Source organism: Cohnella sp. GbtcB17, from assembly GCF_019091135.1.
Taxonomy (GTDB): Bacteria; Bacillota; Bacilli; order Paenibacillales; family Paenibacillaceae; genus Cohnella.
Map to the genome: position 1 here is coordinate 19,672 of NZ_JAGXJW010000041.1, position 24,997 is coordinate 44,668.

At 55.6% G+C, this 24,997-nt stretch carries 23 protein-coding genes and 1 pseudogene; 5 read left to right on the plus strand and 19 right to left on the minus strand.

All coding sequences use genetic code 11. The features are described 5' to 3' along the window. Window positions 1–242 precede the first annotated feature (242 nt). Window positions 243–941: a hypothetical protein gene (locus tag KVT38_RS21560; RefSeq protein WP_217595812.1), complete on the plus strand. Its 699-nt coding sequence runs from the start codon at window positions 243–245 to the stop codon at window positions 939–941. Between the two features lie 477 nt (window positions 942–1,418). Here KVT38_RS21560 and KVT38_RS21565 read toward each other — a convergent pair whose 3' ends face one another. Next, window positions 1,419–1,754 carry a winged helix-turn-helix transcriptional regulator gene (locus KVT38_RS21565; protein ID WP_217595813.1) on the minus strand — a complete coding sequence of 112 codons (336 nt, stop codon included), beginning with the start codon at window positions 1,752–1,754 and terminating at the stop codon, window positions 1,419–1,421. Between the two features lie 105 nt (window positions 1,755–1,859). Here KVT38_RS21565 and KVT38_RS21570 point away from each other — a divergent pair, with 105 nt between their 5' ends. Beyond that, the gene (locus tag KVT38_RS21570; protein WP_217595814.1) at window positions 1,860–2,243 is read left to right on the plus strand and encodes a RidA family protein; all 384 of its coding nucleotides are present in this window, start codon (window positions 1,860–1,862) and stop codon (window positions 2,241–2,243) included. Between the two features lie 116 nt (window positions 2,244–2,359). Here the strand turns inward: KVT38_RS21570 and KVT38_RS34905 are convergent. The 3 genes and pseudogenes from KVT38_RS34905 to KVT38_RS21580 all read right to left on the minus strand — a co-directional run. Continuing rightward, a pseudogene (locus KVT38_RS34905) lies at window positions 2,360–2,551 on the minus strand (aminoglycoside phosphotransferase); the annotation flags it as partial. 35 nt (window positions 2,552–2,586) lie between these two features. Beyond that, window positions 2,587–2,940 carry a hypothetical protein gene (locus KVT38_RS21575; protein ID WP_217595815.1) on the minus strand — a complete coding sequence of 118 codons (354 nt, stop codon included), beginning with the start codon at window positions 2,938–2,940 and terminating at the stop codon, window positions 2,587–2,589. 113 nt (window positions 2,941–3,053) lie between these two features. Next, on the minus strand, window positions 3,054–3,638 hold the full coding sequence (locus KVT38_RS21580) for a TetR/AcrR family transcriptional regulator (protein ID WP_217595816.1): 585 nt from the start codon (window positions 3,636–3,638) through the stop codon (window positions 3,054–3,056). A gap of 156 nt (window positions 3,639–3,794) precedes the next feature. On the opposite strand from KVT38_RS21580, the gene KVT38_RS21585 reads away from it, so the two are divergent. Further along, window positions 3,795–4,658 (plus strand): NAD(P)H-binding protein, encoded by an 864-nt coding sequence (locus tag KVT38_RS21585; protein ID WP_217595817.1) that lies wholly within the window; start codon window positions 3,795–3,797, stop codon window positions 4,656–4,658. A 106-nt stretch (window positions 4,659–4,764) separates the two neighbouring features. On the opposite strand, the gene KVT38_RS35425 is transcribed toward KVT38_RS21585, so the two are convergent. The 14 genes from KVT38_RS35425 to KVT38_RS21655 all read right to left on the minus strand — a co-directional run bounded on the left by KVT38_RS35425 (window position 4,765) and on the right by KVT38_RS21655 (window position 21,799). Beyond that, window positions 4,765–6,798, minus strand: a complete 2,034-nt coding sequence (locus tag KVT38_RS35425) for a copper amine oxidase N-terminal domain-containing protein (protein WP_217595818.1) — start codon at window positions 6,796–6,798, stop codon at window positions 4,765–4,767. 115 nt (window positions 6,799–6,913) lie between these two features. Further along, window positions 6,914–7,993, minus strand: a complete 1,080-nt coding sequence (locus KVT38_RS21595; RefSeq protein ID WP_217595819.1) for a bifunctional transcriptional activator/DNA repair enzyme AdaA — start codon at window positions 7,991–7,993, stop codon at window positions 6,914–6,916. Between the two features lie 232 nt (window positions 7,994–8,225). Continuing rightward, on the minus strand, window positions 8,226–8,705 hold the full coding sequence (gene rlmH, locus KVT38_RS21600) for a 23S rRNA (pseudouridine(1915)-N(3))-methyltransferase RlmH (RefSeq protein WP_090116893.1): 480 nt from the start codon (window positions 8,703–8,705) through the stop codon (window positions 8,226–8,228). A gap of 226 nt (window positions 8,706–8,931) precedes the next feature. Continuing rightward, window positions 8,932–9,963, minus strand: a complete 1,032-nt coding sequence (locus KVT38_RS21605; RefSeq protein WP_217595820.1) for a glycoside hydrolase family 130 protein — start codon at window positions 9,961–9,963, stop codon at window positions 8,932–8,934. 60 nt (window positions 9,964–10,023) lie between these two features. Further along, entirely contained in the window at window positions 10,024–11,565 is a 1,542-nt protein-coding gene (locus KVT38_RS21610) for an extracellular solute-binding protein (protein WP_217595821.1), read from the minus strand. Between the two features lie 46 nt (window positions 11,566–11,611). Next, a complete protein-coding gene (locus KVT38_RS21615; protein ID WP_217595822.1) occupies window positions 11,612–12,496 on the minus strand; it encodes a carbohydrate ABC transporter permease in 885 nt (294 codons plus the stop codon). A 19-nt stretch (window positions 12,497–12,515) separates the two neighbouring features. Beyond that, window positions 12,516–13,430 carry an ABC transporter permease gene (locus KVT38_RS21620; protein WP_217595823.1) on the minus strand — a complete coding sequence of 305 codons (915 nt, stop codon included), beginning with the start codon at window positions 13,428–13,430 and terminating at the stop codon, window positions 12,516–12,518. A 184-nt stretch (window positions 13,431–13,614) separates the two neighbouring features. Beyond that, on the minus strand, window positions 13,615–15,432 hold the full coding sequence (locus tag KVT38_RS21625; RefSeq protein ID WP_217595824.1) for a cache domain-containing sensor histidine kinase: 1,818 nt from the start codon (window positions 15,430–15,432) through the stop codon (window positions 13,615–13,617). A gap of 99 nt (window positions 15,433–15,531) precedes the next feature. Beyond that, window positions 15,532–17,160 (minus strand): response regulator, encoded by a 1,629-nt coding sequence (locus KVT38_RS21630; RefSeq protein WP_217595825.1) that lies wholly within the window; start codon window positions 17,158–17,160, stop codon window positions 15,532–15,534. Window positions 17,161–17,260: 100 nt separating this feature from the next. Next, on the minus strand, window positions 17,261–17,746 hold the full coding sequence (locus KVT38_RS21635; protein ID WP_217595826.1) for an SRPBCC family protein: 486 nt from the start codon (window positions 17,744–17,746) through the stop codon (window positions 17,261–17,263). A 60-nt stretch (window positions 17,747–17,806) separates the two neighbouring features. Further along, entirely contained in the window at window positions 17,807–18,127 is a 321-nt protein-coding gene (locus tag KVT38_RS21640; protein WP_217595827.1) for an ArsR/SmtB family transcription factor, read from the minus strand. Window positions 18,128–18,266: 139 nt separating this feature from the next. After that, window positions 18,267–19,421 carry an SGNH/GDSL hydrolase family protein gene (locus KVT38_RS21645; RefSeq protein WP_217595828.1) on the minus strand — a complete coding sequence of 385 codons (1,155 nt, stop codon included), beginning with the start codon at window positions 19,419–19,421 and terminating at the stop codon, window positions 18,267–18,269. A gap of 81 nt (window positions 19,422–19,502) precedes the next feature. Then, a complete protein-coding gene (locus KVT38_RS21650; RefSeq protein ID WP_217595829.1) occupies window positions 19,503–20,987 on the minus strand; it encodes an amidase family protein in 1,485 nt (494 codons plus the stop codon). Window positions 20,988–21,001: 14 nt separating this feature from the next. Beyond that, a complete protein-coding gene (locus tag KVT38_RS21655) occupies window positions 21,002–21,799 on the minus strand; it encodes an HAD family hydrolase (protein WP_217595830.1) in 798 nt (265 codons plus the stop codon). A 118-nt stretch (window positions 21,800–21,917) separates the two neighbouring features. On the opposite strand from KVT38_RS21655, the gene KVT38_RS21660 reads away from it, so the two are divergent. Beyond that, window positions 21,918–22,505 (plus strand): DUF421 domain-containing protein, encoded by a 588-nt coding sequence (locus tag KVT38_RS21660; RefSeq protein WP_217595831.1) that lies wholly within the window; start codon window positions 21,918–21,920, stop codon window positions 22,503–22,505. 868 nt (window positions 22,506–23,373) lie between these two features. Here KVT38_RS21660 and KVT38_RS21665 read toward each other — a convergent pair. Then, window positions 23,374–23,808: a hypothetical protein gene (locus tag KVT38_RS21665; protein WP_217595832.1), complete on the minus strand. Its 435-nt coding sequence runs from the start codon at window positions 23,806–23,808 to the stop codon at window positions 23,374–23,376. A gap of 204 nt (window positions 23,809–24,012) precedes the next feature. Here KVT38_RS21665 and KVT38_RS21670 point away from each other — a divergent pair, with 204 nt between their 5' ends. After that, window positions 24,013–24,882 (plus strand): YitT family protein, encoded by an 870-nt coding sequence (locus KVT38_RS21670; protein ID WP_217595833.1) that lies wholly within the window; start codon window positions 24,013–24,015, stop codon window positions 24,880–24,882. Window positions 24,883–24,997 lie beyond the last annotated feature (115 nt).

Here is a 24,997-nt window from a genome sequence, read left to right on the forward strand (position 1 = left end):
CTATTGTTGCATACACAGGACTGATCCAAATATACCATATTTTGAATTCGGTGAGTGTAATACGGAGGTAAAAAGAACCCTTTCACACAGGCCTTCATTAAAAAACCAAACTGGGAAATCAAAGTCTAACCTCTACTGGAATCCTGGCACAGGAAAGGTTTATTCTATTCCTAATGGTGGAGGCCAGCCTCAATGGGTTGATTCCGTAACACCAAGGTAATAATTTTTAAGGAGGAGATGAGTTGGCTCAGCCAAATGAGACAAGTAACGCCAAAAAACTCTCTGTTGTTTGTTCCTCCGTTCATCCAGTAATTTTTTTTCGTCACGAAGCATTAGTTGAATACTTATCGGAAGAACCGCAATTTATTAATGTTAAAAAAGATCTGCAAGATGATATATTGTCCATGGAACAGGTATTAAGGATTCGTAAATGGAGCAAAGAGGGTATTACTTCTTGGCAGATATTCTCAGGCATTCGTGACTTTACTCAAAGTAATGGATTAATACCGATTATTATTAGAAAACTCATTTGGCAAAAAGATCATTCAATTCTAGAAAACATAACCAGTGATATGAGGAAGAGACTTTTACAAGATTGGCCTGAAGTAGTAATTAGTAATATATATGTTCAAATTAATTCCGGTTCTAGCTTGCTAAAATCTTTACAACTCATGGATTTAACAACAACCAGCGGCATTAATTTAAGTGACAGAAAACAAAATCTCTCAGAATGGACTCACATTGAACTAATGCGTTTGTATGAATGGGGAAAATTAAATTTGACTTGGTCCTCTCAGAAGCAACACCAGGAGCTAGAAGAATTAATAAAATTACTAACCACTGAGCTTTCTTCTATACAGGAGACGCAAGAGGTTTTTGAAATGGTTCATGACTTTTCAATAACCCCAGAAGATTATAGAAAAATAGTCACTGGTATTTAAAGCTTATGTAAGGGCAAGCACCAATACAAAGACTTAATAACGTCTTTATATTGGTGCTACTTTTTATTTCCAAGTACACTTTATCGGGTTTATCGGTGAAAACAAATGGTGGTCCTGTGGCTGCCAACATTTTATGTTACGCTTTTTTCCCACCGTAAGGTGTACTTTCCTACTTGACATAAGGCCAGTCAATATTTGCACTGCGGCAAGATCGTCGGTCTCGTCGATGAAGCTGTTAATATCAGCGGCGAAGTATTTTTTCAGAAGCTGCACATCTTAAAATGACTGCACTTGCTGTAGTACTAGAAAATCAAGATGATGATGACAAAATTAGCAAAGAAGTTGTTCAAGAAATTTTCCGTCCCAACCTACGTCGTACCAGTGGATTCGAAGGTATTGGAGCGTTGTGATTTCGTCCCAATACTCACCGGAGTAGCCATAGGGATTTTCCCGTTCCTTGCAAAAATACGTAAAATCTCACCGATTCTGTGCTCCCCACTCGCAAAGCTGCTCCAACACAGGCAGCAGCGTCTGTCCTCTCGGTGTCAGCGAATACTCCACTTTGGGCGGAATCTGTGGATACTCCACGCGCTCCACCAGCCCGTCGGCCTCCAACTCCTTAAGCTGCGCGCTGAGGACTTTGTACGTCACCGCTCCGAGCTGTCTCTGCATTTCGTTGAATCGAACCGGCTGCTTGGCGGACAGCAGGTACAGAATCGCCATCTTCCACTTTCCGCCGATCACGGACATCGTATAACCGAACGGTGTGTCTTGGATTACCGTTTCCTTGCCCCTCAAATCGGAAATGCCCATGTTCACACTATCCTTTCGGATAGTAGTCCACTTCTTTGTGCGTACTATCCCTTTATTTTCGCCCAGTCTATACTAGCCTTACTTTAAAGTAAAGGGGCTAAAGCAATGACGACCATTCGAACGTACAACCATAATCTCTGGGATCACGGGATTTCGCAGGGGTACCTTGTCGACAACACGCTGTATATCTCGGGACAGTTCTCCCATAACGCAGAGGGCAAGTTCGTCGGAGCAGGCGATATTCGGGCACAGATGACGCAGACGCTGGAGAATTTGGATGCCGTGTTGCAAGCGTTCGGAGCGACGAAGGATAATCTGGCTTACGTGGAGCTGTATTTGACGAATGCGCAGGAGCACGGGGAAACCGCGATCGGTCTATTCAAAAAGTATGTCGGGGAGCATCGGCCGGCGGGAAGCATGATCGGGGTGACTTACCTGGCATTTCCGGAACAGTGGGTAGAGGTTCGGGCTGTGGCGCATGTAGGCTGAGACAAAGAGAGGAGCTTTGCTTGAAGCGGAGCTCCTCTCTTCGAGTATTCGATTGTAGGCTTTAGCAACAATTGATGCCGATAGCTGGCAGCCCCTTAGCCACAAGGATAATAAGTTTAATCCGTCAGTGCTCGTATAATGTTCGACCTCGCCTCAGCCGCAATCGCTTCATGTCCATCATCGACCGCCTGCATCAAGATCAGTACCGGTATATATACCGCGATCAGTCGCGCTAACAGCTTTGTTTCCTCGTCCACTCCTCCGTAAGTTTCGAAAAACTGTCCTCGAGCGAACGAAGGTAAAAAGCTGCTCCTTTGTTTGAGGTTCATTAGGAATACGAGAGCTAATCCTCCGGCATTTTCCAACCCTTATCCTCATCCCAGATGGCATCCGTATCATCCAGGTGCACATGCCAATCCCCATTAGAAATACTTCTTCTAATATCCGTCAAACAGCTCAACCAATAAAAAAGCGCATGCAATGTATCCTCAAAATTATCTGAAAAGGGTAGCTTTGTTGAACCTGCAAAGATCACTGTTGGTTTATCCTGATCATAGTCATAAACACAAAATGTTTCTCCAATATCCTTCATTTCAAAACCCGCATTGTATTTATCAATGATGGCCGTTATCTCTTGCTTCTCACTGTCGGTAAGGTTATGGTTTCTCATGCAAGTGTAATAAACAGAAACTCCCATGCTACATTTCTCCTTTTTTCTCCGCATATCAGAACAAGACGGCGGACGAGAGGCCAAGCGAGCCTAGCTTATCCCATCGGCCAAGGGCCGCACAGCTGCACACACGCGGCGAGTCAGCTTGTCGGTGCCAATACCGCCGCAGCCACGGCCAGCACGTCCCGCGTCATCGCCTCGGACGAACGTTGTCCGGGGTGGCGGCTCCACTGCATGGCCGATCCGAATATCCCCCAACTGATCACTTCCGCCCGCGTCTTGATCATGCCCTCCGCGACGGGTGCCTGCGGTCCCTCACTGTCGCGCAGCCATTGGAGCAGCAGATTCTCGATCTCCTTCTGAATCGCGATCTCGAACATCGGCTCGAATTGGACGTCCCCAGGCGATGTATATTGACGCAGTCGGGCCATAAATTCAAACGTGACATGAATCAAAGTCTCCAGGTCGCTTATTCCCGTCAGCGCATAGGCAGGCAGGCGCAGCTCCGCGACCTTGCGGAACTTGTCGCTCATCCAGCAGGCCAGAAATGCGTATTTATCGTCGAAGTGGGCATAAAAGGTGGCACGATTCACCGTTGCGTGGGCCGCAATGTCCCGTACCGATATGGAGTAAATGTTTTTCTTCTGCTCAAGCAGATCCATAAAGGATTGCAGCATCAGCTGACGCGTCCGCTTCACGCGGGGATCGTCCAGGTTAACTGGCATATTTGACCTCGTCCCTTTCGGCGGTCCAAACCCGACACATCGACCGCCATGTCGGCTACGCAACGTAATCGGCCGAATGCCGGTTGTTCGGGTCCCCCGTTCCGTTTACCTTTACACTGTACAGTCTAGCATATCGATAAAGAAAGGTGATTCAACATGATCATTGTAACGGGAGCAAACGGTCAACTCGGAGGGATGACGGTGGAGCGGCTGCTGGAGCGCATTCCGGCTGAACGGCTCGGTGTCAGCGTGCGCAATCCGCAGAAGGCGCAGCATCTGCAAGCGAAGGGCGTACGCGTCCGAAAAGCGGACTTCAACGACGGCGACAGTCTCGCCCACGCCTTCGAAGGCGCGACCCAAGTGCTGATCGTCTCCTCGGACAGCTTCGGCGAAGCGAGCGTTCGGCTTCACCTTACGGCGATCGACGCGGCCAAGAAGGCCGGAGCGAGCCGCATTCTCTATACGAGTCATATGGGCTCGTCCCCATCCTCGCACTTTGCGCCGATGATCGATCATGCCGCTACCGAAGAGGCGCTTCAGGCATCCGGCGTCGCCTTCACGTCGCTGCGCAACGGCTTCTACACCGCATCGGCGCTCATGCTGCTTGGCAACGCTCTCTCGACCGGCGAGCTGGCCGCCCCCGAGGATGGCCCGGTCTCCTGGACCACGCACGCCGATCTTGCCGAGGCTGCCGCCATCGCCTTGACCGAGCAGCGTCTCGACGGCCTCTCGCCAGGCCTCACCGCGAACGAAGCGATCGACCTCGCCGGCATTGCCGCGATCGCTTCGGAGTTGACCGGCCGCGCCATTCGGCGCGTGGTCGTATCTGACGATACGTATCGGGACACGCTCGTCTCGCACGGCGTCCCCGAAGCGCAAGCCCATATGCTGCTCGGCATCTTCCGTGCCAGCCGGGAAGGCGAATTCGCGGCCGTCGATCCGACGCTCGGCCAGCTGCTAGGCCGCTCGCCGCTATCCGTGCGCGATGTCCTGAAGGCGTCGACCGACGCTGCGAAGTGACCTCGAGCCATTTATCGGGTCGGGTCTACCGATCAAATCAAAATGGCGGCCCTGTGGCCGCCACTGTTGTTATAGATTCATTTGTGCATCTCATTTACATTTATAGCTACGAATAGATTTGTGTCACGAGTCCGTTGGTGAAGACTACATATTGGTAACCGTACCTCCATACATCTACGGCAATTCCGTTGCCGGCCGCCTGAGAGGTGGAGGAGGGCTTGCCCCAGGATAAATCCACCTGCGTCTTGCTCATGCCTATTGCTATTTTGGATGCTTTAATCGTATTCCAAGTGGATGAAGACCAATTATATTTCTTAAAAGGATCATACGATAGGAAGGTGTATGGATCGCCTAAAATGAGCGTCACGAAACCTCTCGAAGTCACTTCTGATTTTAACGTCTTGCCTTTAGCGGTGGCGAATACAATCTCAAAGTTATCTCCGCCTACCGGCAGGATATCGGTGATCGTTACCTTAGAGAACCGTTCCCAGTTGTTATAATTATTGACCCAATACGATTTACCGATTAGTCCGGCAAGATTACCCTGCACGACCTTCTTTTTAAGCTGGGGCGTATCGGCCGATTCCACTACCAGCGTCCCTGCGCCGATGGACACCTTCATCACTTTAAGTTTCGAATCCCATAGCGTCACCGCGCCGAGATTCTTCTTGAGGAAGTCCGCTGGGAAAACCGCTTCTCCCTTATTTAAGCTAACGGCACTACTCAGCGTGACTTCTTTTCCATCCACGGTCGCCGTATTACGCCCAACCGTTAAGCGTATAGCAGTCAAACCCAATTCGACATTATAACGTTTGTTTGCCGAATCATACGTTACTGTGCCACCCAACGACTTAAATACACTTTTAATAGGCAGCATGACAATTCCGTTGGCATTTACCGCACCAGTCAGATTAGCGCCCAGACTGGCCGTTACCGTAATCGTTTTGCTATTCCCCGCCGCCGTTGCGGTTATCTTCGATTCGCCAACCCCTAACACCTTATAACTGCCGTCATTCTGTTCCTGCAGCAGATAGGGCTTGTCGACCTGCAGTGCGGCTTCCTTGCCTGACAAAGTTTCCTTATAGCCGTTGCTGTACATTTGTACGATTTTAAATTGAATCGTGTTTCCCACCGCCGGTTTGGAGTTGGAGGCTGCGAGCGTAAGTCCCGACACGGCTGGCGGTTCGATTGACACCACACCTCCCTCGCCATAGATGTTCCAGCTTCCATTCTTCTGAAGAACCAGCCATTTCCGACCGCCTGCTAAAGAGACCATGGATTTATTCTTTTCGTCACGGGGTTTGTCCGCCAGCGAACCCTCGTACGGTGTAACCTTCACGGCATTTGTGATGCCTGCTACTTGCTTAACTAATTGATAACTCTTAGTTGTACCACTCCAAGTAGGTTCGCCCAACCATGCCGTTCCGTCTTTCTTGGTGACTAGAAGTTTATCCTCGCCGGCGCTTTCAATATAGGCTGCGTCGGACGTCACAACTTGAGGGAAGAACTTCACATCCCCATTGTTGTAGTCAGACTTGTCCAAATCGACGAAAACGACTTTCCCCGTATTGTCCATATATGCAAGTGAATAATCGCTTATCAATTTCAACGCCACGATCGCAGAGGAATCGGCGACTTTGTCTGCCACATATTTAAGGTAGGAGTGGTGAATCTCTCCGCTATTCGTCACATAAGCCATTGATTGGAAGCCTGTTGCAAGCAAGGAGATGTCGGCTAGGCTTTCTATTTGCTTACGGCTTTGTAGGCTCCATACCGTGCCGTCATTTTTTAAATAGTATTGCCCCGTAACCAGTTTGATGCCGTTTTGCGTTGGATCCACTGTAGGAAGCGACTCGTTGTTCCATAAAATGAGCTCGCCTTTGCTGGAAATTCCATAGTCGTAGGAATCGCTAGATGCACGTTTAGCACTGTAAATTGCCGAGGCGCCGACGTTTACCTTCTGATACCCCGACGCTGCCCACGGTCGTTTAAGCCAGATCGTACCGTCGTCCATCAGAAGGGTATCCATCTGAACGTCCATAATGCGTGGGGAAACATCCGCCGCCTGTGAGCGAACAGGAAAATAAAACACACTTAACATGATAAAAATCGACAATACCGCCAATCCTATTTTTCGCACTCAATGCTGCCCCCTAGTAGTTTCCCAGGAATAGAACCAAAATCCTAGTTTTGTGAAAATATTACCATGCAGAGCCGAGGCATTCAATCATTAATAAGTGAGTCTTTTAACCCATCTAGTTTGCTTGATTTTCATCTATGTCCTTCTCCACGCCCCCATTCTTCTCATGGTCAAGCAGCCATTGTTTCCGAGATATACCTCCTCCATAACCGCCCAAGTCGCCGTTCGAGTTGATAACGCGGTGACATGGAATCACAATCGCCACCTGGTTGGCTCCATTTGCTTGGGCAACGGCGCGATAAGCACTTGTCTTTCCAATCGCCGCGGCAATGTCGCCATACGAAGACGTCAGGCCTGGTGGGATTTCCCGCAATTGTTCCCACACCTTCTTCTGAAAAGGCGATCCAAGTAGTTTCACTGGCGTTGTAAATTCTCTTAAATTGCCATCGAAATAATCTCTAAGTTCCTTTTCAATCGAATGGATTGGCAGTGTGCTGCCCGGAATAATCGCGGATTTTGTTCTCCTTCTTAGGCGTTCGATCTCGCGCTCCAACCCTCTGCGATCCACAAATTCGAGCAAATATAGGGCTTGTTCGTCAGCGATTGCGATCATCGGGCCAAGACGCGTGTCCAGCCAGGATGCCTTTAAAATCTGCTGATTGCCCAGCCCGGCAGGCGCTGCACCAATAATCCGCGAAAACGCATCCCTAAAGCCGCTGCCGGATTCATAACCTGCAGACAACTGAGCTTCGATGACCGTGCTGCCTGCCCGGATATGCTTCAAGGCTATTCCCATTCGCCGAGATCTCGCATATTCAACAAAAGTCATTCCGAACCTCTTCTTGAACTGGCGGCGCGCAGTTGTAGCATCCACGGATAATTTTCGAAAGTCTTCGTCCGTCCAGCGGTGTTCCGGGTTTTCTTCCACCGCATGGACTAGCGTACGAACTAGCTCCGAGATTTGGCCCGGATGAGACAGCGGACGGCATCGCTGGCAGGGTCGGAATGATGCCAGAAGGGCTTCCTTGGCTGTCTCATAAAATTCACAGTTTTCAAATTTAGGTTTTCTTGCGGGACATGTAGGTCGGCAAAACACACCGGTTGTCTTAACCCCGACATAGAAAATGCCTTCATACTCGGACTTTTTATCGATAAGCGCCTGATAATACACGAGTTTCCTGTCGGTCGGTATCATTCTGCTCCTCCTCTTTCATGCAGTTTTGAATGGATTAAAGCCATTCCGAAGCACAATTATGATTATAAAGTTTCCGAAAAAAAGCTCCGCCGAAAATCGGACACCAATTTTTCTGTGTATGCACTTTGGCATAGAAAAGACGGCCAATAACGGCCGCCTATTCCAATTGCTGAATAGTCATCGATCGCCCCTCTCAATGACATGTTGAACTATTCCACAACATTTTTCGTTGTCACTTATGGTACGGTTCCCCCCGATTAATCTTAAACGCCCGATACACCTGCTCCAGCAGCAATACACGCATAAGCTGGTGCGGGTAGGTCATCCGCCCGAAGCTCAGCTTCTTGTCGGCGCGGGCCAAGACGGCGGGCGAGAGCCCGAGCGAGCCGCCTATGACGAAGGCGACGGCGCCGCCGCCGTAGACGGCTTGGCGGTCCAGGTGCGCGGCGAGCTGCTCGCTGGACCAGGCGTCGCCGTCGATGGCTAGCGCGACGACGTGCGCGTCGGGCTTGAGCGCGGCGAGGATGCGCTCGCCTTCGCGGACGCGGACCTGCTCTTCTTCGGCCGGGCTCATGGCATCGGGCGTCTTCTCGTCCGGCAGCTCACGGATGTCGAGCCTGGCGTAGGCGCCCAGCCTTTTCGAATATTCGGCCACGCCGTCCGACCAGTACTTCTCCTTCAGCTTGCCCACGCATACGATCTGAATTTGCATCATACTTCACTCAACCGTCCTTCCGATCTTCCGACCCTCGTTCTGTTACCTACAGCTTATCCCATCAGCCGCAAAGGAAGCAAAGGATCCTGTGTTTATACAAGCCTTCCCAGCTCCCCCACTCTTTCTGTCAAATTGCAAACAATCCAAATAATAAAAGCAACACGGGATGAAGCAGGCCATGACCTGTTTCATCCCGTTCGCTTTTTAATGCTCTATTTTTGCGCTATCCGCCGCCTTGCCGGTCCAGCTTGCCGCCCTGCAGGCAGAGCTGAACCAGATCGTCCACATGCGCGGTGGCCAGGCATTCCACCGTGTCCGCCGATCCGTAATAGATCTTTACTTCGCCATCATCCTCAAGGATCATGCCGCCCGGGAAAATAACGTCGTTGCGGAATCCTCCGTCCGTCTCATAGGGCGCCTCCGGCGCCAGCAGCGGCTCGCGGTACAGTCCGACGATCCGGCTCGGATCGTCGGCGTCGAGCAGCATGATGCCCGCGCTGTACCGCTTGGTCCACGACGCTTCCCAGCCGTTCTTGCCGCGCTGCGGATCGATGTCGACGGCATGGAAGGTCGTGAGCCATCCGTGCTTGGTGCGGACGGGCGGCGCCCCGGGTCCGATCTTGTCGTTGGCGAAGCGGACATCCTCGACGCCGAGCACCAGGGCGGACTGTCCCCAATCGGCCAGATCCGGGGACGACGACAGCCAGATGTCGAACCGGTCGCGGCCGCCCCGCCCGTACACGGGCATCGGCCGCTCCAGCCGGACATAGCGGTCGTTCACCTTCTCGGGGAACAGCACCATATTGCGGTTGTCCGGCGTGCTCAAGGAGTGGATGTCGAACGTCTCGAAGTCCTCCGTCGACGCGATGCCTCCGCGCACGCCGTGGCGGGTGTCCACGGCAAAGCACAGGTACGCCTTGCCTTCCATGACCGTGAGGCGGGGATCGTACACGCGGACGACTTCCTCGTCATGCCATTGCCAGCAGGGCTTCGGCTGTACGTCCCAGTGAATGCCGTCCTTGCTGAATGCCAGTCCCAGATTGGTCGTGCTGGCCGGATCGACCCGCTCGGTCAGGGCATCGCCATAATCGTTGCGGAACACCATGACATATCGGCCTTCGTACTTGGCCACGCCGGCATTGAATACCATCGCCGGGCCGTAAGGCACCTGATGCGGAGCCAAAATGGGGTTGTCGGCGCAGCGCCGGACGACCGGCGCCGAGCGCAGCGGCACGAACGCGGACTTCGTGGACATTGCTCTCTTCCTCCTTCATGCCCGAGACCCCGCTGTTACGGCAAGGCCCCAGGCTTTTTTTTACTTTTGGCTCGCATACCAGTCGTTAACTTCTTTAGCCACGTCCTCGCCGCCGGCATCCTTCCAGGCCTTCTGAAGGCTGCCGATCCCGCTGTCGGAGACGCCGTCCACGATCATCTGGATCAGACGGTCGTTCACGAGCGTGCTGAGCTTGTCGCTGTTCGCCGAGAGCTTCGGCAGATACGGCGCGAAGGCGAGCGGATCCATATGAATCTGGTCCTCGGGCACGGAGTTGACCAGCTGATAGTTGTCGAACATCGGCTTGTTCTTCTGCAGACGCGCCTGCCAATACTGGACGAAGTTGGCCTCGTCCATCCCGATGACAAAGGCATTGGCCTGGCCGCGCTTGTCGAAGAATGCGGGATCGATCGGCATGTAGTTGCCGTCCTTCATCGTATAGGTCTCGCCTTCCTTGCCGATGAACAGCTCCTTGAACGTATTCGGCTCCAGCATCGCGTTGACCAGTTTAATGGCATCCTCCGGATGCTTGGCCGTCTTGGGTACGAACGTAATCTTGTTGAACCCGCCGTTTTTGGTGAAGCCGCTTTTTCCGTCAGGTCCCTTCAGCGGAGGCACGAATTGATACTGAGCGTCCGGCACATTCTTTTTCAACGCTTCATCGAAGCCGGGAATCGCAGACCAGCCGGACAGATACACGCCGGCCCGCCCGCTCGTGAACTTCTCGTCGGCGGTCGCCGCCTTGTTCGTGGCGAATTCCTTGTCCAGCAAACCTTGCTCGTACAGCCCCCGGATGAACGTCACATAGTCCTTGAGCGCGGGGTGGTTGACGACGCTGACCAGCTTGCCGTCCAATTCCATCCACAATCCGTAGATTCCGTAAGCGCCCATCAGATTGTCCAGCAAGGCCGTCGGGCTGATCGTCATCGGGATGTTGTTCTTGCCGTTGCCGCCCGGATCCTGGTCTTTGAATGCTTTTAGCACGTCGACGAATTCATCGAGCGTCGTCGGCATCTGCTTGCCGACCTTCTGCAGCCAGTCGGTCCGAATCAGCAGATCAGACCGCACATAGGAGACGTTAAGCGTGGGAATGCCGTAAATTTTGCCGTCGACGGTAGCGCCGGCCAGACTTTCCGCCGAGATCGCACGCTTGATGTTTGGCCCGTACTGCTCGATCAGGGGGGTCAGATCCGTCAGTGCGCCGTTCTCGGCAAAGTTGAAAAAGTCCTGCTTGTTCATCGCTTCGACCAGATCGTACTCCGAGCCGGAAGCCATGATCAGATTCAGCTTGTCGCTCGGATTCTCCTGGGGCAGGACATCGTTCTGGAGCTTGTACCCGGTCGCTTCCTGCAGAAATTGATTGACCGGATAGGCATTATAGTCGTCCGCCATGTAATAGCGCAGCAGCTTCAGCGTCGGTTTGTCCTTCGTCCCCGCACCCTGGCTTGCCGTGCCGGAGCCTGTCGCCGCGCTGCCCGTCGCCGCCGCGTTTCCGTCATTGTTATTGCCTCCGCAGCCGGCCAGTACGATAGCGCAGGCAAGCGGCAGCACGGATGCCGATGCGAACCATTTTTTCCGAGTCATGTGAACCCCTCCATATCGTCATTATAAATAAGCCCTCGGCATTCCGTTATCCCTTGACAGAGCCGATCAGAATTCCCTTGATGAAGTACTTCTGCAGGAACGGGTACACGAGCAGAATCGGGATCGTCGACACGATGATCGTGGCGTTGCGAATTCCTTCGGGCGACACGCCCAGCAGCAGATCGTTGTCCAGATTCATCAGATTCTCGTCCGATGCCTGCAGCACGACATCCCGCATATAGAGCTGCAGCGGCTTCAACGCCGGATCGTTCAGGTACAGCATCGGATGGAACCAGTCGCTCCAGAAGGCGACGGCGTAGAACAGGCTGATCGTGGCGAACACGGGCGCCGATAGCGGGATGATGATCCACAGGACGATGCGCAGATTGCTGGCGCCGTCCAGCTTGGCCGACTCCTCCAGACTTTCCGGCAGACTCTCGTAATAGTTTTTCATCAGCAGCAGATTGAAGACGCTGATCAGTCCCGGCAGCACGAGCGACAGCAGGTTGTCCATCAAGCCCAGATTTTTGATGAGCAGGTAATTGGGAATCAGTCCGCCATTGAACAGCATCGTGAAAATATACAGCAGCAGCACGAACTTGATCCCGGGCAGCTGCTTCTTGGACAACGGATAGGCGGAGATCGCCGTCATGGCGATGGCGGCCAGGGTGCCGACGACGGTGAGCCCGACCGAGATGACCAGTCCTCGCTGGAACATCGCATCCATGATGACGAATCCGACATTTTTCAGGTTGAAGTCGACCGGCCAGAGCCCGACCTTCCCCGAGACGATCGCCCAGTTGGCGCTGAGCGACTTGGCCAGCACGTTAAGGAAGGGGAACAGACAGAGAATGCCCGCTGCGGTCAACACGACGTAGACGATCGCGACATAGACGACTTCGGATAAGGGCCTGCTGCGCGAAGGGGTCATCTACTCTCACCTCCTTTCCTCACCAGATGCTCCTGCCTGTGATGCGCTTGGCCAGCTGGTTGCCGCCGATGACCAGCAGGAAGGCGATCACCGACTCGAACAGTCCGACCGCGGTGGAGAAGCTGTATTCCATAGAAGTCAGCCCCATTCGGTAAATATAAGTGCCGATCACGTCGCCCGTCTCATACACGGTCGGGTTGTACAGCAGCAGGATCTGCTCGGTGCCGGCCTCCAGCACGCTGCCGATACGCAGGATGAGCATCAGGACGATCGTACCGGCGATGCCGGGCAGCGTGATGGAGAAGATCTGCCGCACGCGGCCCGCGCCGTCCAGCCGTGCCGCTTCGTACAGCTCGGGATCCAGGCCGGCGATCGCGGCGATGAATATGATGGCGCTCCAGCCCGATTCCTTCCAGCCCGCCGTGGCGACGAGAATGCTGCGAAAAAAGTCATTGTCCATGAAGAAGTTGACCGGCCCCCCGCCGAAAAAGCCGATGATGCCGTTAACGATCCCGGTGGACGGCGACAGGATGTTGACGAACAGGCCTGCGATGACGACCCAGGACAGGAAGTGCGGCAGGTAGATGATCGTCTGAATCGACCGCTTGAACCACATCCTGCCGACTTCGTTCATCAGCACCGCAAGGACGATCGGGATCGGGAACAGGAAGACGATCTTGTACAGGCTGATGAGCAGCGTATTTGCCATGACGCGTCCGAAGTCCGCGGAGTGGAACAATCGCTCGAACTGCTGCAGGCCGACCCACTCGCTGCCGCCGATACCCTTGAAGATGTTGAAATTCTGAAAAGCGATGACCAGACCGTAGATCGGCGTGTATTTGAAAATCAGTAAAAACACGAGACCCGGGATCAGCAGCAAATATAAGTCGTAGTTGCGGCGAATCTGGGGCAGCCAATTCGATAGGCCTCTCATGCCGCTCCTCCCCTCCGGCGTAGGTTACGACTATAGGATAGCTCCCCCGGCATCCGACGCGTGAGGTACAGCCTTCAGCATCGCTGGTCGAATGTTCAGGTTGCCGTATCCCCCGGGCAGCACAAAACCGCCCTCCCGGCGGTTCGGGAGGGCGGTGCGGGACAGCGATTCAATTGTGCCGGGCTTATCCGGCTGCGCCTGGCGTGTCCTCCGGCGGCGGCCTGTCCGGGAACATCAGGCTCACCGTCGTTCCTTCTCCCGGCACAGACGCGACGTCCAGACGGCCGGCGCCTCCCGTGAACAGGCGCAGCCTCTCCCAGACGTTGTACAGACCATAGCTGGACGAGGCGCCCGGCGGCGATGAGAAGCTGGCGAGCAGCTCTCGGACCTGGTCCTCGCTCATGCCGGTTCCGTCGTCGGTCACGCGGATGACGAAGCCGTCGCCGTCCTCGCGGACATCCAGCCGGATGCGGCCCTCATGACCTTCCTTGTTCTGAATGCCGTGCAGAATCGCATTCTCGATGATCGGCTGCACGGTCAGTTTGGGCAGGGAGCGTCCCGCCAGCTGCTCGGGGTACGACAGCTCGAACTCGAAGTTATGGAACCGCTGCTTCTGGATCTCGAGATACGCCTTCGCCAGATTCATCTCCTCCTCCAGCGTGACGATGTCCTTGCCCTTGCTCAGGCTGAGGCGGAAGTACTGCGCGAGCATGTGCAGCATTCGGCTTATGTCGTTCGCCCCTTTGGTCAATGCCATCCAGTTGATCGTGTCGAGCGCGTTGTAGAGGAAATGCGGGTTGATCTGCGCCTGCAGGACGCGCATCCGCGCTTCCTTCTCCTTCTCCTTGGTCCGGTAGTTGTCTTCGAGCAGGTGCTGGAACGTGCTCAGCATGTTCGTCACGCTCTTCTCCAACCGAATGACGACGCCCCGGCTCCGGGGAATGCCCTCCTCGATCGCTATCGCTCCCCGCTCGCGCAGCTGCTCGGTGATGTGGCGCAGTCTCGCGATCATGCTGCGGTTGACGTTGGCGAATACGAGGAACGCGCCCAGGATGACCAGCAGGGACAAGGATAGCGCCAGGACGAGGGAGAAGCCGAAGTTGAAGTCTGCGTTCGGACGGTTGATCCTGTGGACCGGCACAAGCGAGACGGCCTTCCACCCGTTGCGGTCCAGCGTATCGAACATCAGATAATAGGCTTCGGAGCCGATCGAGAGGCGCCGGATGCCCGAGGACTGTCCCCGCACTTCGTTGAACGCGTCCGGCTCCAGCAGCCGGGTACCGATCCGGTCCTCAAGCGCATGCGACACGATAAAGCCGTCGCCGTCGACGATGTACATCGAGCGGCTCGTCGTCTGATCCTCGGCCTGCGCAAGGATGGCCGACAGGTTGGCTTCGGGCACGTCGAGCTCCAGGATGCCGATCATTCGGGCATAATCGTCCGGATCCCGGATGATGCGAGCGGAGGAGACGACGCGGACTTGGCCCGGCGAACCGAGATAGGATACCGTGCGCGCCGGGATCCAGCTCACCGCGCCGTTGCGCTCGATCACCCGTTCGTACCACGGTTCCTCCCTAGCTTCGTCCAGGCTGAAAAAATTGACGTGCTCGCGCGCGTACATTTTACCGGGATTCACATACAGCTTGATCTTGCGAATGTCGCTGCCCTGCAGGCTCCGGATGAGCTGACCCAGCTTGTCCCCCTCCTGCACCTGGCTATAGGACGGGCCTGAAGATGGGTCGCTGGCAAGCAGCTCGTACAGCTCCCGATTCAGGATCAGCGCGTCCGATATCTCGTCGACCTTGGACAGGCGGTAATCGACATTGATCTTCACCTGCCGGACCGAATTGAGAATCGACATCGTGACCTGCCGCTCGAGAATGTCCTCGGAGCGCTGGAAGTAGTAATAGAGCAGCGCGCCGGCCGGCAGCAGCACGATGATCAGGTACAGCAGAATCATCCTTCTGTGCGTCTCCCACAGCAGCCGGAATTTTCCGGTCACGCCCATAACCGCCGCACCGCCTCTCCTGACCGGTTCGAATCTCCGCCAAAAAAGGAATCGTCGCACCGCTTCGGCCTTGCCAACGATCCCGCTTGGTTGTTATCTCCGGTGAATGTCCCTGTATTCGCTGGGCGTCATGCCCGTGAACTTGCGGAACTGCTTCGTGAAGTAGCTCGGTTCGGCATAGCCGATCGCGAGACAGACGTCTGCCAGCTTCTTGTCCGTTTCCTTCAGCAGCTCCTTCGCTTTTTCCATCCGCACCCTCGTGATATATTCGTTGATCGTCTCGCCGGTCTCCTGCTTGAACAGCAGACAGATGTAGGTTTTGGCCAGATACACCTGCTGCGCGATGTCCGCGATCGTCAGGTTCTCGCTGTAGCGCCCGCGGATGATCCGCTCGATCTCCCCGATGACCTCGGGCGTTTTCTTGAACGATTTGTTCTCCACCAGGCGGCAGATCGAGAACAGGTATTGCTTGAGATGGCGGCTCATCTCGTCCAGCGTCTCCAGCTTCAACAGCTGCTCCCACACCTCTGACTCCTCGCCATTCTGGACGCCGGTGCGCAGACCGAATTCGGACAGAAACTGCGAGGCGACCAGCAGCACCTGCAGGCAGATTCGCTGGCAATCCTTGTAGCCGATGCCACGGCTCTCGCTTAGCTCCCGCAGCATGCCGTCAAGCAGCTGCTCGATCTGGTCGGCGTCTCCCGTCTTGAGCACGGATGCGATCGCGGCCAGCAGCTCGTTGATGCGTCCGTAATCTACATCCTTGCGGGCCGCCATCGCGTCAAACATCACGGCCTGGTTTCGGCCAAGGAACAGCTTGCGCTCGATCGCCTCCGCGGCCGTCTGATAGCTGTCTGCCAACCGGCCCAGATGCGCGACGGAGCCGCCGATGCCGATAGTGAGATTAATCTCGATCAGCCGCTTCAGAAATCCGTTCAGACTGTCCGTCAATTCCTCGACGAACGGCAGCAGGAAGTCCTCTCCCAGCGCTTCCGGCAAGGCAAGGATCAGCACATATTCGCCGCGCCGGTTCTCGAACGAATAGCCCGACGTCCGCTGATCGACGAGCTCCTGGCAGATATTCTGGATCGCGAACGAGATCAGCTGCGTGTTCTGCTCCGCCATCGCTTCGAACACGGCGAATGCATTTTCGATACGGATGATGAGCGCGCAATAGGCAGTATCGTACGGCAATTGCAGCTCCAGGAAGCCGATCCGCTTCTCGATCTGCGCGCGGTCCGGGTTGGCGTCCCGAATGAGCTGGATGAGGAACTTCTCCCGCAGCAGCGGGATGCTCTGGTGGAGCTTGGCGCTCATCTGCTGCAGCAGGTCCTTGCGGTTTTTCTCCCGCTTGGACATGTCCATGATCTTCTCGACCACGGCGATGAGCTCGTCCAGATTGACCGGCTTAAGAATATAATCCACCGCGTCCATCTTCATCGCCGATTTGAGATAAGCAATGTCGTCATAGCCGCTGATAAAAACGATCTTGGTATCGGGCATGTCCGCCCTTAGCCGCCTGGCCATCTCGATGCCGTCCATCCCAGGCATCTTGACGTCCGTCAGCACAATATCGGGCCGACAGCTCTCGGCCAGGGCCAGCCCCTTGAGCCCGTTCTCGGCCTCGCCGACCACCTCGATGCCGTATTCGAACCAGTTGATGCACACCTTAAGCCCGTTGCGCGTGGAGAATTCGTCGTCGACGACAATCAGCTTATACATGGAAGCCCTCCCTCGAAGACGAGGTTTACCTCTCATTATAAACGCACGTCGCTGATACATTCGTCAGCAGTTCTGGTGGGATGTTCAGTAATTCATCTCGTCATTTCTCCTCAGTGCTTGAGCGAATGAGCGCCTTGTATTCCTCATACCGGCCTGCCCAGACGGCCTTGCGGTCCGGGATCGTGCCCCCATCCAGCAGCGCGGCGATGACGTCCAGACACACATCCCACCCCGCGAGGTCGCGCGGCGTATGGTCTGTCAGCTTGGCGATGTTCTCGACGAGGACGAGGCGGCAGCCGCCCGGCTCCGGATACAGCTCGAAGCGAACGCGGTCTTCGCCCCAGGTGTATGCCAGCACGCTGTACGGCTTCAGCTCGAGAATCTCCATCGTTTCGAATGTCCCGTTTCCCATATCGAACTTGAACACGCCGCCCTCGCGCAGATCGTCCACGGACAGCTCGGCGAACCACTTGGCCAGCCGTTCGTTCTCGGTGAGATAGGACCATACCTTCTCCACGGGATGCTTCAGATGCCGCTCGAACCGCGCCACATAGCCATCCGCCGTCCGTTCTATTGAAGCCAACATTACACCCATCCCCAATCCTTTTAAAATGAGTTAAAAATTGATCCGCCCTCCCGAGCCCAACTACTCTCCCTTGTCATCTTCACCCAACCGCCGTTCCAGCTCGTCGAGCTTGTCCGACCAATAGGCCCGATAAGGCTCGAACCAATCGTCAATCTCCCGCAGCGGCTTCGCGTCCAGCCGGTACAGGCGCGTCTGCCCTGCTCTCCGGGTCGTCACGAGACCGGCTTCCCGCAGCAGCCGCAAATGCTTGGACACGCCGGGCTGACTGAGCGAAGACAGCGCCACCAGCTCGCCTACCGACCGCTCCTTGACCCGCAGCAGATCGAGCATGCGCCGCCGCTGCGGCTCGGCCAATACTTCAAATAACTTGTTGGTATCCATAATATTATATTACCTTCTGGTTATATTTCTGTAAAGTTATATAAATGTCGTCTTCTCGCCTATAACAAAAAGACAAGCGCCAGCCAACCACGAGCCCGTAGCCGATGCTTGTCCTGCTTCATCGCGTTCCACATGAACCTTACGTCTGCGTCAGCCGCCCCTGCTCGCGGATCGCCTCGATCGCCTCGATTGCCTCGACCAACACCGCGGCAGCCTGCGCATGCGCCCTCTTCCCGGGATGACTCCGCGCGCCGGCGGTGTCCGCCGTCATCTCCGGCAGACGAACCACCGTCACGCGCTCGTCTCTCGACTGCGCACGGTACGCACTCACCCCCCGCTCGATCGCAGGCAGCATTCCCGTGCCAAGCATGCCGTATGCCCATACGATGTGCGCGTCCCGATTGAAGCGCCGAATCTTACCCACAAACTGCGCCACCGCCCGCTCGAAGTCCGCCAAGTCGTCCGCATTCATCGTACCGTCCGCATTTAGCCGCTGCTCGTACGTCTCGCCCGTCTGCGGGTCCCGCCACTCTTGCCAGTGGAACGCCCCGTCGTCGTTGGTCCCGAGGTTAACGACCACCACATCCGGCCGCCAGGCGTCGAAGTCGTTCGCCTCCAAAGCGCCCAGCTCCCGATTCCGGTCACCCGCAAGCAAGCCGCACACCTGCTCGTAATAGGCCGGGAGGCTCGAATGCGGATTGTTGTCCCAGCCCGTCACCACGCCCCAGCCGCTCTGCGACAAGATCCGGTACTCGGCGTCCAGCGCTTCGGCCGTCATCGCGGCGTAGTTGTCGATGGCGCTGAACCACATCGGGATCCAGTCCTGCTCGCAGGTCGCGCCGATCGCACCTTCTCCCGACGTGATGCTGTCGCCGACGAACTCGATCTTCCGCGGCTTGTCCGCCACCGGCAAGAAGTCGCCGTCGCATCGGACCGACCGGATCTGCAGCAGGCAGCCCGGGTCGGCGCTCATCGCCTGCGTATCCTTGACGATCCGCACGTTTTTAACGGTGTCCCCTTTCATCGCCCTGAACACGCACACCCACTGCCTGCCCGCCGCGATCATCTGCCTGCTCACCCAAGCGCCGTTCACGAGGACGCTGATCCAGGGTTCCAACTGATCGTAGTCCGCTTCGACTTCAATCCACAGCTCGCTCGCCTTCACGTTCCACTCGACGCCGCTCCCCGTCCAGAACAACGTCAACGGATCGAGACGCCCCGTCGTGCGTCCGTGCACCTTCGTATGCGCAATCTCGGACAACGCGCAGGTGCGCAGCTTTTCGTTTATCTTCATCCGCTTTTCCCCCGTTTCGCTCGCTGTCTCCGATTCTATCCCGTCCGGCTGGTCCGATCAACTGAGATTGCTACTGTGAAATTAGACCGGGTCGGGCGGCGCAATGCGATGCCTGCTCGCTTGTTCGTAGGCGAAGGCGAGGCGGAGCAGCACGGGTTCGCTGTAGGCGGTTCCTACGAATGTAATGCCTTGCGGGCCCTTGGTCGTGTAGCCGCCTTCCGCGATTATTCCCGTCTCCGCGTACCCGCCAGGCACCGTGATCGCCGGATAGCCCGCGCGCGCGGACAAGTCGAGCCCTTCCTCATTGCCGAGAAACAGCAGCGCATCGAGCCGATGCTCGAGAATCGCGTGATCGATGCCCTGTTCCCGGGCCATCTCACGGTTGAGGCGCAAGCTCTCCACGTATTCGGGCTCGGTTAGCGTGCCGCTCGTCCGGTTCGACCAGATGAGCGTGTCCTGCCCGTACTTTAACGCGGCGTCCCGATTCGCTTCATTAAAGGCGATGAGTTCGCCCAGTGACCGGACATAAGCGCCCGGGCCTGCTTTGGCGAGATAATCGTTCAGCCCTTTTTTGAATTCGTACGGCATCACGTCCCAATCCCACTTTGCGCTCTCGCAAGGCAGGGATACCGGATCGACGACGATCGCGCCGCGCGCTTTGCATCGTTCGATCGCCCGTTCGATAATCTCCGCCCGCGCCTCGTCCAATCCTTGATAGTAATGCCGGGCGATGCCGATCCGCGCGCCGCGCAGGCCGTCCGCATCCAGGAAGGGCGTGTAATCCGAATAGGCGATTCGCCCGCTCTCTCCCATGGCGGTATCCGCCGGATCCGCCGCCGTCATTGCGCCGAGCAGGATCGCGGCATCCCTGACCGTGCGGGTCATCGGACCGGCCGAATCCTGGCTATGCGCGATCGGGATGATTCCTCTACGGCTGACGAGTCCGATCGTCGGCTTCAGGCCTACGAGACTATTTTGCGAAGCCGGGCTGATGATCGAGCCTGAAGTCTCCGTTCCGATAGCGGCAGCGCACAGGTTCGCGGCCGTCGCGACGCCCGAGCCCGAGCTCGAACCGCCTACGAAAAATTCGCCCGGGCTGTAAGGATTAAGCGTAAGCCCCCCTCTGGAGCTGTAGCCCGCCCACATCGTACCGGACATGAAGTTCGCCCATTCCGCCATGGTGGCTTTGCCCAGAAAGACAGCACCCGCTGCCCGCAGCTGTGCGGCCACGGCCGAATCCGCCGGCGCGAAGTGCGCCGCAAGCGCGATCGACCCCGCGCTCGTATGCATGCGATCGCCCGTATCGATGTTGTCCTTGAGCAGGATCGGGATGCCGTGCAACGGCCCGCGCGCCCCGCGTTCGCGCCTCTCCGCATCGAGCGCCGCGGCGATCGCGATCGCCTCCGGATTAACCTCGAGCACCACTCTCAGCTTCGGGTTGAACCGCTCGAGTCGCTCCAGGTACCAGCGCACGCAGGCCTCCGACGTTAACGTCCCTGCCTCCATCGCGTGCTGCAAGGAAGCGATATCCGCTTCTATTAAAAGCTCATTGATATTGGCTTCCATTAAAAGGTCTCCCCTCATCGTCTCTCTTGTTCCAACGTAAACATGCGCTCCAACACGATCGCCACGCCGTCTTCATCGTTCGTCGCCGTCGTCTCGTGCGCCGCGGCCTTCAGCGCGTCCACCGCATTGCCCATCGCGACCGTGCAGCCTGCCATTTCGAACAACCCGAGATCGTTATAATCGTCGCCAAAAGCAACAACCTCGCGCCATTCGATGCCATAGACATCGCATAGTTTCCGAACGGCTGCCTCTTTCGACGCCTGCAAGGGCATGATCTGGATCAGCTGACCCTGATCGGTGACGATGATGTTAACCTGATGTCCGAAACGCTCGAGTAATTCGGGAATCGGACGGTCGCTTGCGATCAATATTTTCGTAGCGTCCAACGCCTTTAACTCATCCAGCGATTTGACGATTGGATTGGCGGCCGTATTCATCGCGACCGTATAATCCAACGCGCGATAGCTGAACCATTCGTCGTTCACTTCGATGGACAGTTCCAAATCGGGCCGATAACCCATGACATATTCAATGAGGCTCGCGGTCAGGCCGGAAGGGATCGATTCGCAAAATGAAGTTCCGGTGTGGCTGCACATCGCCTGCGCGCCATTGTAGTAGACAAATGCGCCGATGCTTATCATTTCTTCGGAAAGGAACTGCCTGACCGACCGAGGCGGGCGTGCCGTTGCGTAGATGATCTTGATTCCTTTTTCATGGCATGCCCGAACCGCTTGGCGGTTGCGTTCCGAGACTTGCTTGCCTGTGGTCAACAAGGTCCCGTCCAAGTCCAGTACGATAGCCGAATAGCGCATAGCCCCATTCCTCCCGGGTCTCCCCCTTTCCCTCCAGTATACAAGCTTTTTCCTGCGGCAAGACTGATATCCGTGTCAACGACGGCCACAAACATCCCAATCCGACAGGAGTCCCGCCATGCTCACCGTATTCTGGCAATCCCTCGTATTAGCGTTCGCCGGCATTTTCCTGCTTCGACTGAGCGGCCGCAAGTCGATCTCCGAAATGACGATTCCCCAGGTCGGCGTGCTGCTCACGATCGGAACGATCCTCGGCTCCGATGTGGCCGGCAAAGGGCTGCTCGCTTCCTTGCTCGCCGTATTTACGTTCCTGGCCGTCCTTTATTTGTCGGAATGGATCACGCTGAAGTGGAATCCTGCGGAACGGGCATTAAAGGGCGTCGCGGTGCCGGTCATCGAAAACGGCAGCCTGCTAACCGCCAATATGAAAAAGCTTCGGCTTTCCGTGGACGATTTGGAAAAGCGGCTGCGGCTGGCGGGCATCGCGAGCGTCCGGGACGTGCAGTACGGAACGATCGAGACGAACGGCGCGTTTGGCTACGAGCTGATGCCGCATGCGCGTCCCGTGACAAGGCGCGATCTGGAGGAGATGCTGAAGGCGAACTTTCCTCAGCTCGTCGTGCCGGCTCCTGCTCCGCAAGCCGACATTTTTGCGGAAACTGTTAACCCGCTCAACCAGCCGTCCGCACCCAAGAAACTGCACTGATCGCTTCGCGACAGGACAAGCGAATCGTGAGAACATACATGACGATTTTAATTTTGAACGATTATACGATTCAATCCATGCGTATATTTGTAGAAGCTGATCGGGAAAAGGCGTATTCTCGCCTGATTCTGTCGGCAATAGGCGAAACCCGGCAGCGTTGCTTTTAATTCTCTTAGCGAAATGTAATCGCTTTCTCTTTTTATCATCTGAAATGTAAAGCCCTATAACTCCTTCCCATTCGCGGCCCTTTTCCCTTTTTATTAATAATCTTCTTTAACGGCCAACCTTGCGTCCGCACCTCGTAGCGACCCTTTTAGAGCAAACGGTGGGTTCTATATTCTTACATTAATCAATAAAACATCCAAAAAAACGATCCAAAACGCCACCTTTAATTATAGGATAATATTACGATAGGACATAGTCTTCCGCACATATCGAGAGGGGGAGGAAGCAGGAAAGCGTGCGAAAAAAGAGGAAAAATGGCGATGATCGGACGGGCCGCGAAATGTCGCGATGGTATAGGGAACGCGGGGGTGCGCAGGGTGGGTATCGCAAATCGAGATAAACAGCCATATGGCGATGCTGACGAAGAGGCGTCGAGTCGTATGCTGTGCGGTGCAGAGGCAGTGAGAGTCGGGCCCGGAGCGGGGAGGACAAGCGCCGATTGCAAAAAGAAGGGGAGCAGGTAAGGCACGGCTTGTCGAACGAACGACGGAACAAGCGGGTTACGGCGCGATTGTATCGCACAGAGAGAGGGAGGGAAAGAGAGGCCGATGCTGACCGTGCCACAAGTGCGCGTATAAAAATAACCGGCTCCCTCTCGTCCGCATATATGCGGCATGGGGAACCGGTCGGAGTCCAACGGCGATTAGGCTTTAGTCAACGCCTTGATCGTCTCATTTTGGGATTGCTGCATTTGCTGCAGCATCTGTTGAATCTGCGTGATCATTTGCTGGATCTGCTGCTGCATCTCCTGCTGAATTTGCTCTTGTTGCTGCTGCGCCGATGAGGCCTCATCTTGTTTGGTCGCTGCATCCTCCGTCTTCTTCTGCGCAGCTTGATCCGATTGCTTCTTCAGCGCGTCCGCATTTTGAACGAGCTTTCCGACCTGCGCCTGCTGCTGCTCCGCAGCTTTCAGCGCATTATACGCCGGCAAATTATCTCTCCAAATCGAATTGCTCGTCGAATTGCCGAGGGCATCGTTAACCGCCTTGTATGCGTCGCTGCTCATCATGAGACCGATCCCGCCCACCACGCCCGCTACAAACAGTCCCGCTGCCTTCAGTACCGTTTTCTTTTTCATTTTCATTAACCCTCCCGTTGGAATTCCTATGACTTCATCATACGCGACATGCGGGAAGGGTTCTGTAATGCAGACTACATTTCGGAGAGGTTTTTCGTATGCTTGTTCCGCGGGCGTCCGAATTGCGATCTCAAGCGATTCGATATTAGGCGCGTTATCCGATAAAATAAACGAAGTACATTATTCGGAAACGAGGTTTCGATATTGGGAAGCGGAAAAAAGCAGTCTGTCGTCTTAAGAAAAGTGCTGCGGGCGTTAGCGGTCATCATCGGCGCATTCATAACGGCCTATGGCCTTGAAGCGGTGCTGATACCGAACAACGTATCCGACGGCGGCGTGACGGGTCTCAGCATCGTCGGATCGGAACTGATCGATCTGCCGCTCGGCCTGTTGATCGCGGTGCTCAACGTCCCGTTTATTTTCCTCGGCTACAAGCAGATCGGCAAAAGCTTCGCCATCAACTCGGTGCTGGGCATCGCTTCGCTGGCCATCGGCACCATTGCGATGCATCATATCAAGCCCATTCTGGAAGGCGATACGCTGCTGGTCACCGTCGTCGGCGGCATCATCATCGGTTTTGGCATGGGTCTGGCCCTGCGCAACGGCGGCGCGCTGGACGGGATCGACATGCTGGCGGTGCTGCTGTCCCGCAAGCTGCCTTTTGGCACAAGCGATCTGATCCTGTTCCTGAACGCGTTCGTCTTTATCGTCGTCTCAACCGTATTCGGCCTGCAGGGCGCGATCATGTCGGGCATCGCCTACTACATCGCCTCCAAGGTCATCCACATCGTCGAAGAAGGCTTAAGCGGCGCCAAGACGTTCAAGATCATCTCCAAATATCCCGAGACCATGGTCGAGACGATCCGCGACCGCCTAGGACGCGGCGCCACTTACAACGTCGTCGAGGGCGGCTATTCGAACGAACAGTTCAAAGAGATCACCTGTGTCATCAACCGGCTGGAAGAGAGCAAAATGAAAGAAATCATCTACGAAATTGATCCGAGCGCCTTCGTTATGGTGTATGACGTGGCCGAGGTTAAAGGCGGCAACTTCAAGAAGCACGATATTCACTAGGCGGGACTCGCGCACTGAGGCGAATTAGGCACACCGTGGGCCGAAGATGGTCCTGGACAGGAACACTTGGGCGAATCAGGCACACCATGGGCCGAAGGTGGTCCTATTCAGGAAC